Annotated in this window: 10 protein-coding genes; 5 read left to right on the forward strand and 5 right to left on the reverse strand. The window is 62.4% G+C overall.

From position 1 onward, the window contains the following. Positions 1–47 precede the first annotated feature (47 nt). The 5 genes from NA8A_RS00730 to NA8A_RS00750 all read left to right on the forward strand — a co-directional run bounded on the left by NA8A_RS00730 (position 48) and on the right by NA8A_RS00750 (position 6,153). Positions 48–521 (forward strand): formate dehydrogenase subunit gamma, encoded by a 474-nt coding sequence (locus NA8A_RS00730; RefSeq protein WP_009449295.1) that lies wholly within the window; start codon positions 48–50, stop codon positions 519–521. Next, on the forward strand, positions 518–2,074 hold the full coding sequence (locus NA8A_RS00735; protein ID WP_009449296.1) for a formate dehydrogenase beta subunit: 1,557 nt from the start codon (positions 518–520) through the stop codon (positions 2,072–2,074). Before NA8A_RS00730 ends, NA8A_RS00735 begins: the two co-directional genes overlap by 4 nt. A gap of 76 nt (positions 2,075–2,150) precedes the next feature. Next, positions 2,151–5,024: a formate dehydrogenase subunit alpha gene (gene fdhF, locus NA8A_RS00740; RefSeq protein ID WP_009449297.1), complete on the forward strand. Its 2,874-nt coding sequence runs from the start codon at positions 2,151–2,153 to the stop codon at positions 5,022–5,024. Positions 5,025–5,090: 66 nt separating this feature from the next. After that, positions 5,091–5,918 (forward strand): formate dehydrogenase accessory sulfurtransferase FdhD, encoded by an 828-nt coding sequence (gene fdhD / locus NA8A_RS00745; RefSeq protein ID WP_040671566.1) that lies wholly within the window; start codon positions 5,091–5,093, stop codon positions 5,916–5,918. Then, positions 5,908–6,153 (forward strand): formate dehydrogenase subunit delta, encoded by a 246-nt coding sequence (locus NA8A_RS00750; protein WP_009449299.1) that lies wholly within the window; start codon positions 5,908–5,910, stop codon positions 6,151–6,153. The genes fdhD and NA8A_RS00750 overlap by 11 nt, the downstream gene beginning before the upstream one ends. Before the next feature lie 23 nt (positions 6,154–6,176). Here NA8A_RS00750 and NA8A_RS00755 read toward each other — a convergent pair whose 3' ends face one another. The 5 genes from NA8A_RS00755 to NA8A_RS00775 all read right to left on the reverse strand — a co-directional run bounded on the left by NA8A_RS00755 (position 6,177) and on the right by NA8A_RS00775 (position 12,573). Further along, positions 6,177–8,555 (reverse strand): S8 family peptidase, encoded by a 2,379-nt coding sequence (locus tag NA8A_RS00755; RefSeq protein WP_157174125.1) that lies wholly within the window; start codon positions 8,553–8,555, stop codon positions 6,177–6,179. Between the two features lie 165 nt (positions 8,556–8,720). Continuing rightward, on the reverse strand, positions 8,721–9,773 hold the full coding sequence (gene pyrC / locus NA8A_RS00760; protein ID WP_040671567.1) for a dihydroorotase: 1,053 nt from the start codon (positions 9,771–9,773) through the stop codon (positions 8,721–8,723). Between the two features lie 130 nt (positions 9,774–9,903). Next, positions 9,904–10,716, reverse strand: coding sequence for a bifunctional hydroxymethylpyrimidine kinase/phosphomethylpyrimidine kinase (gene thiD, locus NA8A_RS00765; RefSeq protein ID WP_040671568.1), 813 nt, complete (start codon positions 10,714–10,716; stop codon positions 9,904–9,906). A gap of 46 nt (positions 10,717–10,762) precedes the next feature. Further along, the gene (locus tag NA8A_RS00770) at positions 10,763–11,515 is read right to left on the reverse strand and encodes an ABC transporter ATP-binding protein (RefSeq protein WP_009449303.1); all 753 of its coding nucleotides are present in this window, start codon (positions 11,513–11,515) and stop codon (positions 10,763–10,765) included. Next, the gene (locus NA8A_RS00775) at positions 11,509–12,573 is read right to left on the reverse strand and encodes a FecCD family ABC transporter permease (RefSeq protein ID WP_009449304.1); all 1,065 of its coding nucleotides are present in this window, start codon (positions 12,571–12,573) and stop codon (positions 11,509–11,511) included. The genes NA8A_RS00770 and NA8A_RS00775 overlap by 7 nt, the downstream gene beginning before the upstream one ends.

Consider the following 12,573-nt stretch of genomic DNA (forward strand, 5'->3'; position numbering starts at 1 on the left):
TTTCGGTCTCATTTTGGTACGAGCAACGTTAGGGAGGGCGCTGCGCGATGCAGCACGCACGTACCGAGAATGCGTCCACCGTTCAGTCGATTGTCGAGCGGTGGCGGGAGGAGGAAGGCCCGTTACTGCCGATCCTGAACGGGATTCAGCAGGAGCTTGGTTATGTGCCGCGCGAAAGCGTTCCGGTCATTGCCGAGGCGCTCAATCTGTCGCGTGCCGAAGTCTACGGCGTCGTCTCCTTCTATCATGATTACCGCGAAAAGCCTGCCGGCAGGCATGTGCTGAAGGTGTGCCGTGCGGAAGCCTGCCAGTCGGTGGGCGGTGACGCGGTGGCCGAGCGGCTTGAGCAGCTTCTGGGCATCCGTTTCCACGAAACCAGCGCCGATGGCGCGGTCACGCTCGAGCCCGTCTATTGTCTCGGACTGTGCGCTTGCGCTCCCTCCGCCATGCTCGATGGGGAGGTGATCGGCCGTATCGATGATGAGAAGGCTGTTGATATCGCGCGGAGGGCACGGGCATGACGGTGAAGGTATACGTTCCCCGCGATTCCGGTGCACTTGCGCTCGGCGCCGAACAGGTTGCCGGCGCGTTACGCACGGAAGCGAAGACGCGCGGCCTTGATGTCGAGATCGTGCGCAACGGTTCGCGCGGTCTCTACTGGCTGGAACCCATGGTCGAGGTCGAGACGGCACAGGGCCGTATCGCCTATGGACCGGTGGCCCCCGGCGATATCCCGGCGCTTCTGGACGCGGGCATGCTTGAGGGCCGCACCCATGCCCTGGCGCTTGGCAAGCCGGAGGAACTGCCTTTCCTCGTACGCCAGACCCGCCTGACATTTGCCCGTTGCGGCATCGTCGATCCGGTTTCTATTGAGGATTACGAGCGTCACGGAGGCCTGCGTGGCCTGCGCAACGCGCTCGAAAAATCGCCTGCCGCCATCATCGAGGAGGTGATGGAGTCCGGCCTTCGCGGGCGCGGCGGCGCTGGCTTCCCGACAGGCATCAAATGGAAGACGGTGCACGATGCGCAGGGTCCGCGCAAATACATCGTCTGCAACGCGGATGAAGGCGATTCGGGCACATTCGCCGACCGCATGATCATGGAGGGCGATCCTTTCGTCCTGATCGAGGGCATGGCGATCGCCGGCATCGCGACGGGCGCGACCAAGGGCTACATCTATCTGCGTTCGGAATATCCCCATGCCGCTGCGGTGCTGAACGAGGCCATCGCGGTCGCGCGCGCGGCAGGCGTTCTGGGAAAGAGCGTTCTCAGTTCCGCCTTTGCCTTCGATATGGAGGTGCGTGTCGGTGCTGGTGCTTATGTCTGCGGCGAAGAAACGGCGCTGCTCGACAGCCTCGAGGGAAAGCGCGGCCAGGTTCGCGCCAAGCCCCCACTGCCCGCCCATCAGGGCCTGTTCGGCAAGCCGACGGTCATCAACAACGTCATTTCTCTCGCTTCCGTACCGATCATCCTCGACAAGGGCGGTGCCTATTATCGCGATTTCGGCATGGGCCGCTCGCGCGGTACGATCCCGATCCAGATCGCCGGCAATGTGAAACATGGCGGCCTCTTCGAAGCGGCATTCGGTATGACGCTCGGTGAGATCGTGGACGAGATCGGCGGCGGCACGGCAACGGGCCGCCCGGTGCGCGCGGTCCAGGTGGGTGGCCCGCTGGGCGCTTACTTCCCGCGTTCCCTGTTCGATACGCCTTTCGATTACGAGGCCTTCGCGGCCAAGGATGGCTTGATCGGCCATGCCGGCATCGTCGTCTTCGACGACACGGTCGACATGTTGAAGCAGGCGCGTTTCGCGATGGAGTTCTGCGCTGTCGAGAGTTGCGGCAAATGCACGCCCTGCCGCATCGGTTCGACGCGCGGCATGGAGGTTCTTGATCGCCTGAAAGCGGGCATCGCGCCCGAAACACAGATCGAGACCGTGACCGATCTTTGCAACACGATGAAGTTCGGATCTTTGTGCGCGCTGGGCGGTTTCACGCCCTATCCGGTCATGAGCGCGCTGACCCATTTCCCCGAGGACTTCCGTCCCGTGCCCGCGCGCGAAGCGGCGGAGTGACGGCGATGACACAAGACAATCCAGACGCCCGTCGCACCTCTCTCGAGCGAGCCACTCATACCATGGGAGCCACGCCATGTGCTTCGTGAACGAAACTGATTACGGCACACCAGCAGTCCGCTCTGACAAGACGGTGACGCTGACCATCGACGGCCAGTCGGTAACCGTGCCGGAAGGCACCTCCATCATGCGTGCAGCGCGCGAGGCGGGCATCGCCGTGCCCAAGCTCTGCGCCAACGACATGGTCAAGGCGTTCGGTTCGTGCCGTCTCTGCCTCGTCGAGGTGGAGGGCCGGGGCGGTACGCCGGCATCCTGCACCACGCCGGTGGCCGAAGGCATCTCGGTGAACACCCGGAGCGACCGGCTGAAATCCATCCGCAAGGGCGTGATGGAACTCTACATGTCCGACCATCCGGTCGATTGCCCCGCCTGCGCGGCGGGCAATTGCGAGATGGCGAACATGGCCGAGACTGTCGGCCTGAAGCAGAACCGCTATAGCGAGGACGGCGCGAACCATCTGGCGCCGGCACCGGAAGGCGAGCACGGGGTGAATTTCAAGGAGCTGGACATCTCCAACCCCTATTTCGCCTACGATCCCTCGAAGTGCATTGTCTGCTCCTTATGCGTGCGGGCCTGCGAGGAACAACAGGGCACCTTCGCGCTGACGGTGGAAGGACGTGGTTTCGAAAGCCGCATCACCGCTGGCATGGATGAGCCGTTCCTGCAGTCGGAATGTGTTTCATGCGGCGCCTGCGTACAGGCATGCCCCACCGGCGCGTTGCAGGAAAAATCGATCATCGAAATGGGCATGCCCGATCGCTCGGCGGTCACGACCTGCGCCTATTGCGGCGTCGGTTGTTCCTTCAAGGCCGAGATGAAGGGCGAGGAAGTCGTGCGCATGGTGCCCTACAAGGATGGCAAGGCCAATCGCGGCCATTCCTGCGTGAAGGGCCGCTTCGCCTATGGCTACGCCACCCACAAGGACCGCATCCTCAACCCGATGGTGCGCGAGAAGATCACCGATCCATGGCGGGAGGTCAGTTGGGAAGAGGCTTTGTCGCATGTTGCCGATGCGTTCAAGCGCATCCAGCGCGAACACGGCCAGGCTGCCATAGGCGGCATCACCTCCTCGCGCTGCACCAATGAGGAAACCTATCTCGTCCAGAAGCTGGTTCGTCAGGGCTTCGGCAACAACAATGTGGACACCTGCGCCCGCGTCTGCCATTCGCCGACGGGTTACGGATTGAAGACCACCTTCGGCACCTCCGCCGGCACGCAGGATTTCGATTCCGTCGAACATGCCGACGTTGTTCTGGTGATCGGGGCCAATCCGACGGACGGCCATCCCGTTTTCGGCTCGCGCCTGAAGAAGCGGTTGCGCGAGGGCGCCAAGCTGATCGTGATCGATCCGCGTCGCATCGACCTCGTGCGAACGCCGCATGTGGAGGCTGCCTACCACCTGCCGCTCAGGCCGGGCACCAATGTCGCCGTCCTGACCGCGCTTGCTCACGTAATCGTGGCCGAGGGCCTGTTCAACGAGGCCTTTATCCGCGAGCGTTGCGACTGGGAGGAGTTCCAGGACTGGGCGAGCTTCGTCTTGCAGCCGGAAAACAGCCCCGAAGCGATTGAGAAGGCGTCGGGCGTCCCGGCCGATCTCATTCGCGGTGCTGCCCGCCTGTACGCAACGGGTGGCAACGGGGCGATCTACTACGGGCTTGGCGTCACCGAACACAGCCAGGGCTCGACCACCGTCATGGCCATTGCGAATCTTGCCATGGCCACCGGCAATATCGGCCGCCCTGGCGTCGGCGTGAATCCGCTGCGCGGGCAGAACAATGTGCAGGGCTCCTGCGACATGGGGTCGTTCCCGCATGAAATGCCGGGCTACCGTCACATTTCGGAGGATGCGACCCGCGCCATCTATGAAAGCCTGTGGGGTGTGAAGCTCGACAACGAGCCGGGCTTGCGCATTCCCAACATGCTCGATGCCGCAATCGAGGGCACGTTCCGCGGCATCTACATTCAGGGTGAGGACATTCTCCAGTCCGATCCCAACACGCGCCACGTTGCGGCGGGTCTTGAGGCGATGGAATGCGTCGTCGTGCACGATCTCTTCTTGAACGAGACGGCTAATTACGCCCATGTCTTCCTGCCGGGTTCCACCTTCCTGGAGAAGGAGGGCACCTTCACCAATGCCGAACGCCGCATCAACCGCGTGCGCAAGGTCATGGAGCCGAAGAACGGCTATGCCGATTGGGAAGTGACGCAGATGCTGGCCCGCGCTCTCGGCCGGGACTGGAACTACGCGCATCCTTCGGAGATCATGGCCGAGATTGCCGCCACCACGCCGAGCTTCGCCGGCGTCACTTATGATCTTCTTGAAGAGAAAGGCTCGGTGCAGTGGCCCTGCAACGAGAAGGCGCCCGAGGGAACTCCGATCATGCATATGGGCGGTTTCGTGCGCGGCAAGGGCAAATTCGTGCGCACTGCCTATGTAGCCACCGACGAAAAGGTCGGTCCGCGCTTCCCGCTGCTACTCACCACGGGTCGCATCCTCTCGCAATACAATGTCGGAGCGCAGACGAGGCGCACCCACAATGTGCTGTGGCACGAGGAGGATCTGCTGGAGATTCATCCCTTCGATGCGGAGAACCGCGGCATTCGCGACCGTGACTGGGTAAAGTTGAGAAGCCGGGCCGGCGAGACGACGCTGCGTGCCACGATCACCGAGCGCGTTGCGCCGGGCGTTGTCTACACCACTTTCCACCACCCGACGACGCAGGCCAATGTGGTGACGACCGAATATTCCGATTGGGCGACCAACTGCCCCGAATACAAGGTCACGGCGGTTGAGGTTGCGCCATCCAATGGCCCGACCGACTGGCAGGAGGATTATGAGGAGCATGCCCGCCGCAGCCGCCGCATCACCCCGTTGGAGGCAGCGGAGTAACGGCATGCGCAGTTGCGGAATTGAACATTGTGGCCTGTCGGCGGTCCGGCGCATGGCAATGTCGTCATGAGCGGCGTTCCTTCCACCGCGCGCGTCACCCGCACGGCGCGTCGGGCCGGTTGCACAAGCGTTTCTGCCAGGACCGTGCCCGAGGAAACGCCGATTGCGCTTTCCTATGGCGGCACCACCCATGCGGTGATGATGGGCACACCCGCCGACCTTGAAGATTTCGCTCTGGGCTTCAGTCTGACGGAAGGCATTGTCTCGGCGGCGGCGGAGATCGAGGAGATCACCGTTCAGGAACTGGGCGCGGGCATTGACCTTCAGGTGCGATTACGTGATGCCGCCAATACCCGCTTCGAGGCCCGGCGCAGACGGCTGGCCGGTCCGGTCGGCTGCGGCCTGTGCGGCATCGAAAGCATTGATGAGGCGATGCGCGCCGTCCCCGCTGTGGCCGATGTCAATCTCACCTTGTCTTCCGGCGATATCGCCCAGGCGATGCGCCTTTTGGGCGACCGTCAGACGCTGCATCGCGAGACGGGCGCGGTGCATGCGGCGGGCTTTTATATAGCCGGCAAAGGAATTGCGCTGTCACGTGAGGATGTAGGCCGTCACAACGCGCTCGACAAGCTAGCCGGTGCGCTCCTGAAGGCTGGCATCGACCCCGCCACGGGCGCCGTGGTCGTCACGTCGCGCGTCTCCGTTGAGATGGTGCAGAAGACGGCGGCTCTGGGGTCGTCCATGATCGCCGCCATTTCCGCGCCCACGGCCCTGGCGATCCGCACGGCGGAAACCGCTGGCATGACGCTTGTCGCGCTGGTGCGCGGCGACGAGTTCGACATATTCACCCACCCTAAACGCGTCACGGTAGGAGCGGCCAGGCATGTCGCATGAGAAACAATTCATCTCCGCCGGCGAGCGGCTCGTCTATATGGCCAACCAGATTGCCGGCTTCTTCGCTTCGCAGCCCGAAAGCGAGCAGGTGGAAGGTATTGCCAATCATATCAATCAGTTCTGGGAACCGCGCATGCGCACCCAGCTGTTCGAGATCGTCGATGCCGGGGGCAAGGGCCTTTCTCCTCTGGTGTTGAAAGCGGCACGGCATATTCGCCGGCCTGAGGCCGCCTGAAACCGGCTCATCGGCTGAATGCCTTAAAAGCCCTTGTGCAGACTGATAGCCATGTCGAGCACCGGGCGTTCGCCGCTTCCTCCCAGGAAATCGGCATTCGCATTGAAGCCCAGTTCGAAATTGCGAGGCAGCCGCGCGTCATATGTGAGGCCGAAGCGCAATGGCAGGTCGGCATCCGCAAGCTCAACCTCATAAAGCTCATAGGTAACGGAACCGCTTGCTGTGCGCCCGACTGGCAGTCGAACGCGGGCGGTTCCGTCAAGCGCCGTAGGTCTGATACCCGCATAAAGGCGAGCCATATCATCCAGGAAAAGCGTATTTCTTTTGCCGGCAAATAATGAGCCGCTAAAATGCGATACCGGACCTGTGGTAACGAGCGCTTCTGGACTGTTTTGCGCAAAGCCGCTTCCCAGTTCCGCAAATCCGCTGACACTCCAGCCGCCGCCGAGATCGGCAACGAGAGCAAGACTGCTCGCCATGTCCACACTGGATTTCGGTTCCAGAAACGGTCCGCTCATGACTTGGCCAAAGAGGCTTCCGGCCGAAAAGTTCATCGAAAATGCCAGCTCTCCGGAGAGAAAGCCCTTGCTGAACAAGCGCGAGGCGGCAAAATTCGCGGCATCGCCATCGGGCGACATGGACCCGGCGAGTTGCAGGAAAGTGCCTTTGTCGAGCGGCATGAGATCGCTGAAGGAAGTGGAACCGAAGCTGGAAGCGAAGGTCTGCGAGAAAAGCAGCTTGGGCAATGCGGCTTCCTGCAGCATCAGCGATGAAGCCTTCTCCACCGGGGCAAAGGCGAAGCTGCTTTGCAGTGCCGCGCGGGTTTCGAAGGCGCTTCCCGGCCCATTTGATGGTGCCTTGCGAACATATTGATTAGTCGACTTAATATCATTGCCGGAAATCGAAAAATTGGTGCCCAGCGCATCGATCGCCATGATCGTTTTTCCGGCAAGTTTCTTTCCGATTGCATTTCCGATCAAAGGCGCTTCAAGGGAGACGCCCGCGCTCAACGGAACAGAAGCGCCTGAGATATGCGCGGCTGTGGGAATGGCGAGCCCTCCGACGGGCGACAATGCTGCCTTCATGTCTGGAACGCCATGGCCATAGAGGAAGGAATATTCACGTTTGACGCCGTCGGCGAAAACGGTCTCGCCGGCGATTGTGGATTGGAAGCCCTGCCAGTCCCGACGCGCCGTTGCGAGCAGCCGCGCGGTCCATTCCGTGGGGGCCAGATCGGGAAAGGCCTGCGCAAGCAGGGCGATGTCGCCGGCAACCTGCGGTGCGGCATAAGAGGTTCCCGTGCCGAGTGTATAGGAATTGTCGGTATTGTCCGTAGGCACCCTCAGCGTTCCGTCCGTGGTCAGGCAATAGCGCGCAGCACTCCCGCAAGGTGCGGAAAGCAGGTCGGCGGCAAGGATGGAGCCGTCGCGCCGGTCGATCTCGAAGAGGGCATTGGACACCGTTATCCAGGCTTCCGAAAGCTCTGGCGCAAACTCGGGCAGGGCGGACCAGGCTATCGCGTCGTCGAGCGTCGCGTCGTTTGAATTGGCAAAAACGATGACGCCGGTATTCTGGAAGGCGTCATACGCGGAGATCAGGCTGCGCCATTCGCTGTGCGCACCGCCGTGCCGGCCGGCCAGGAAACGGGCATAATCCGTCTCGCCCGACGCCATGAAGTCGCTGCGCTCCTCGGAGACGGGCACGTCTTCGGTAAAACCCCAGGAATTGTTCTGCACCATTGCTCCCTGGCGTGCGGCATCGCGGGTTGCCGCCGCAAGATGCGCGATGATCGTGTCATCGGCCGTGTCTTCCCAGGAAGACAAATGCAGCGCCGCACCCGGGGCGACCCCCATCATGCCTGCGCCGTCTGCCTTGCCAGCGGCAATCGCCGCCACGGCTGTGCCATGGCTGTTGCTGCCGATACCTGCGGCAGTGCCGGTGAAGAGGCTGATCTCCTTCCCTGCAAGTTCGCGATGTGAAAATCGGTAGCCGTCGTCCACGATGGCGATCAGCGTCCCGGTACCGGTCACCTTTCGGCCATCGGTAAGCGTTGCACTGTGGGCAAGATCTAGGTTCTGCAGTCGGTAGGAGGATGTGCCCGCGCAATAGGCGTTGTTTGAGCCGGCGCATAGCGTCCTTGCTCCGAATCCGGAGCGGATCGCGTTTTCTTCTGCATCGCTCGGGTCGGCCCTGTTGAACTCGGCGTTCTGGCGATAAAGCGCCGCCGCGCTTTCATCGAAGGTGGGATAGCCCGAAACGGACGGCGTTTGCGGAGGTGTGGTTGGGGTTTGCGGCGTTTGGGGGGCGGCTGCTTTGTCCTCCTCGCCTCCACCGCCGCAGGCAGCGAGAGCAAAGAGGAAGCAAAGCAGCGTCGCTTTGGCAAAAGGTCTTCTAGACGCCATGGAGGCGAAGTCCATTCCAGGCTTTTCCCTGAATAGACCGCGCAATCCCCTTATTGACCAATAGGCGGTTTCACGCCTCCCTCAAAAACCCGCGCCGAGGAAACCGAAGCAGGGCTTTTGAACGGCTGAATTCTTCTGAAGCTTCAGCGCGAGGTTAAAACAGCCCTATCCGACCGGATGATCCTCGACCGTCCAATGGATCGGGAACATTGGATCGAATACGGTAATCGGCCCGTCAGCCGTGTGCACCGATTTCGGATAAGCGACGGGTTCGTTGCGACGCACCAGCGTGATCTGCTCTTTATTGGCTGGAAGCCCGTAATAGGCCGGGCCGTTCAGCGAGGCGAAGGCTTCCAGCTTGTCGAGTGCATTCTCCTCCTCGAACACATGGGCCAGGCAGGCCATGGTGTTGATGGACGAGAAGATGCCCGCGCATCCGCAGGCGCATTCCTTGAGCGGGTCGAGATGCGGCGCGGAATCCGTTCCCAGGAAGAAGCGGCTGTCGCCGGAGACCGCGGCGGCGCGCAGTGCCAACCGGTGTTCTTCGCGCTTGGCGACGGGCAGGCAATAATAGTGTGGGCGAATCCCGCCGGCCAGAATGGCGTTGCGGTTGATGATGAGGTGATGCGTGGTGAGCGTGGCGGCAAGGTTGCCTTCCGCACTCTTCACATAATCGACGCCATCCTTCGTGGTAACGTGTTCCATCACCACCTTGAGTTCGGGAATACGCTTTCTGAGCGGCGCCAGAACACGCTCGATGAACACGGCTTCGCGGTCGAAAATGTCGATCGAGGGATCGGTCACCTCGCCATGCACGCAAAGCGGCAGACCGATTTCCGCCATGCGTTCCAGAACGGGCGCGACCTTGGCGATATCGCGAACGCCGCTCTGCGAATTCGTGGTGGCGCCTGCGGGATAGAGCTTCACGGCGGTGATATGCCCATCGCGTGCACCGGCGGCCACGTCGTCGGGGTCGGTGTTCTCGGTGAGGTAGAGCGTCATCAGCGGAGTGAAGCTATCGGTCTCGGGCAGAGCGGCCATGATGCGCTCGCGATAGGCAAGAGCATCCGAAACCTTCACCACCGGCGGCACCAGATTGGGCATGATGATGGCGCGCGCGAAGTCGGCAGAACTGTGCGGCAGCACCGCTTCCAGAACCGCGCCATCGCGCAGATGCAGGTGCCAGTCATCGGGGCGTCGGATGGTCAGTGTTTTCACGGAAGCATACTCCATAACATTGGCCGGCTTGCGGGAAACGCGCGCCATGCATCATCCATTCGCTCAAGCGGCAGCCGATTTCAAGGGGCGCGTTCTGCCGAAGGTGCGCAAGCCCAGAAACACGTCGCAGCTATGCCGGTTCTTGTGGCCAGAGGTTATGAAAATGATGGACCGGTCCATGCCCCGATCCGACCGTGAGCGCAGCGGAAGTGGCTATGGCCGCCGAGAGATAGTTTTTTGCCGCTGCCATGGCTTCGCGTGGGGCCTGGCCTTTGGCCAGCTCCGCTGCAATGGCGCTTGAAAGGGTGCAGCCCGTGCCATGAGTGTTGCGCGTGGCCGTGCGGGCACCCTCGAACCAGTAAAGCCCCTCCGGTGAGGCAAGCACATCGGGGCTCTCGTCGCTGTCGAGATGCCCGCCTTTCAGGAGGGCGCGCGACGGGCCGAGCGCCAGGAGGCCTTTGGCCTGCCGGGCCATCGATGTCCGGTTCAGGGCCGGCGCCTCACCGAGAAGTGCGGCCGCTTCCGGCAGGTTGGGGGTTATGATGCTGGCGCGCGGCAGAAGATTTTTCGTGAGCGCTTCCACGGCATCCGGTTCAAGGAGCGGGGCGCCTCCCTTGGCGATCATGACCGGATCGAGCACCACAGGCCCGCCATCATAGGCAGCAAGCACATCTGCGATTGCCGTGGCGATCTCCGCGTTGGCGATCATGCCGATCTTCACCGCATCGACCCTGATATCGGCGAAAACAGCCCTGATCTGGTCGGCCACGAAGGCTGCGGGAACGGTGTGCACGCCGAAGACGCCGGTCGTGTTCTGTGCCGTCAGGGCCGTCAGCGCGGCCATTCCATAGACCCCGCGCGCCGCAAAGGCCTTGAGGTCGGCCTGGATTCCGGCGCCGCCGGATGGGTCGGAACCGGCGATGGAAAGCACGTTGCGGATCATTGCGAAGCCTCCTGACACGATGCGCGGCCCGGCGCTTGTGCCAGCTTCAGAGCGCCCCATCAACAATGATCATCGACCGCCCCTGAGAGCAGGTCTCGATGCGCGCGTCGATCCGGTAGACATCGCGCAGCATGCCGGAAGTGATGACGTCTTGCGTCGGCCCGCTCGCCACCATCTCCCCGTCCGCGATCACCATCGTGTTGTGGCAGTAGCGCAGCGCGTGGTTGAGGTCGTGCAGCGCGATCATCACGATCATCCCGGTGCGCCGGGCGAGGGCGCAGATGAAACCCAGAACCTCGATCTGCCGATGCATGTCGAGCGCCGAAGTCGGCTCGTCCATCAGCAGTACTTCCGGTTTGCGCACCAGCGCCTGCGCGAGCGAAACGAGCTGTCGCTGGCCGCCGGAAAGTTCCCCGAGCCCGCGAAAGGCGAGTTGTTCGATCCTGAGTGCCCGCAGCACATTGTCGATCTCGAAAAGCTCTTCGTCGCTCACCCGCCATCCGCCGCCCTGCTTGGCCGACAAAAGCACGGATTCATAGACAGTCAGGACGGCGTTTGCGCCGGTGTCCTGCGGCATGTAGCAGATGGTGCGCTCACCCCGGTCGGTCTGCGAGAGCGCCACGAGGCCAGGTCCTGCAACGAGACCGGCGACGCGCTTGAACAGGGTGGATTTCCCCGCGGCGTTCGGCCCGATCACTGCCGTTACACTGCCGCTTTCCAGCGTGTCGAGACTGACGTTGGAAAGCACGGTAACGCGCCCATAGGCAGCGCCGACATCCTTCAGCGCGAGAGCTACCATGCCCGCCTCCTGTTGCTGAAGATCAGCACGAAGAAGAACGGCACGCCAACCAGCGCCGTGATTACCCCGATGGGCAGGATCGCGCCGGGAATGAGCACCTTGCTGACGACCGAGGTGGCCGAGAGGAGCAGGGCCCCGCAGATGACCGAGCCCGGCAGGAAGAAGCGCTGGTCTTCGCCGACCAGCATGCGCGCTATATGCGGCCCCACCAGACCCACGAAACCGATCGTGCCGACGAAGGAAACAGGTATCGCCGCCAGAAGGCTGACCGTCAGGATCGTCTGGAGACGCAGACCGCGCACATTGATGCCCATGCTCGCCGCCTTCTCGTCGCCAAGGCGCAGCGCCGTCAGCGCCCATGCGTTGCGCATGAAAAGCGGAAGCGTGAGGACCAGGATGATGGCAGTGATGGTGACCTTGTCCCAGGTCGCCTTGGTCAGGCTGCCCATGGTCCAGAACACCACTGCGGCCAGCGCCTGTTCTGAGGCGAGATATTCCAGCAGCGAAAGTGCCGCATTGAAGGTGAAAACCAGTGCGATGCCAAGAAGCACGATGGTTTCCACGGTCACGCCTCGCAAGTTGGAGGCGCCGTGGATGAAGAGGGCTGCGACCATCGCCATGATGAAGGCGTTGATGGGTACCATGTATTGCACGGCACCGGGAAAAATTGCGACGCCGCTCACAAGGGCCAGCGCCGCGCCGAAACTCGCGGCAGCGGAGATGCCAAGTGTAAAAGGGCTTGCAAGCGGATTGCCGAGGATTGTCTGCATCTGCGCGCCGGCAACGGAAAGGGAGGCGCCCACCGTCACGGCCATCAGTGCGATGGGCATGCGGATATCCCAGATGACGACACGAAGCTGGTCGCCGGCGGCGGCGGGATCGAACAGCGCGGAGATGACCTGTGAAAGCGAATAGGCCGCCGGCCCCAGCGCCATGTCGGTCGCAATACTGAGCGCCAGAGCAATCGTCAGGAGCGCAAGGATCGCAATCCGCCTAAAGGCAAGGGCGCGATACTGGTCGCGCCCTGCCACTTCTGTCGTTCCAGCCAGGCTGGCCAT

Source organism: Nitratireductor indicus C115 (assembly GCF_000300515.1).
In the GTDB taxonomy this organism is placed as follows: Bacteria; Pseudomonadota; Alphaproteobacteria; order Rhizobiales; family Rhizobiaceae; genus Nitratireductor; species Nitratireductor indicus.

Coding starts and splice junctions, on each gene's coding strand:
- NA8A_RS00730 (WP_009449295.1), top strand. CDS start 48: ATGCAGCACGCACGTACCGAGAATGCGTCCACCGTTCAGTCGATTGTC.
- NA8A_RS00735 (WP_009449296.1), top strand. CDS start 518: ATGACGGTGAAGGTATACGTTCCCCGCGATTCCGGTGCACTTGCGCTC.
- fdhF (WP_009449297.1), top strand. CDS start 2,151: ATGTGCTTCGTGAACGAAACTGATTACGGCACACCAGCAGTCCGCTCT.
- fdhD (WP_040671566.1), top strand. CDS start 5,091: ATGAGCGGCGTTCCTTCCACCGCGCGCGTCACCCGCACGGCGCGTCGG.
- NA8A_RS00750 (WP_009449299.1), top strand. CDS start 5,908: ATGTCGCATGAGAAACAATTCATCTCCGCCGGCGAGCGGCTCGTCTAT.
- NA8A_RS00755 (WP_157174125.1), bottom strand. CDS start 8,555: ATGGCGTCTAGAAGACCTTTTGCCAAAGCGACGCTGCTTTGCTTCCTC.
- thiD (WP_040671568.1), bottom strand. CDS start 10,716: ATGATCCGCAACGTGCTTTCCATCGCCGGTTCCGACCCATCCGGCGGC.
- NA8A_RS00770 (WP_009449303.1), bottom strand. CDS start 11,515: ATGGTAGCTCTCGCGCTGAAGGATGTCGGCGCTGCCTATGGGCGCGTT.
- NA8A_RS00775 (WP_009449304.1), bottom strand. CDS start 12,573: ATGGCCAGCCTGGCTGGAACGACAGAAGTGGCAGGGCGCGACCAGTAT.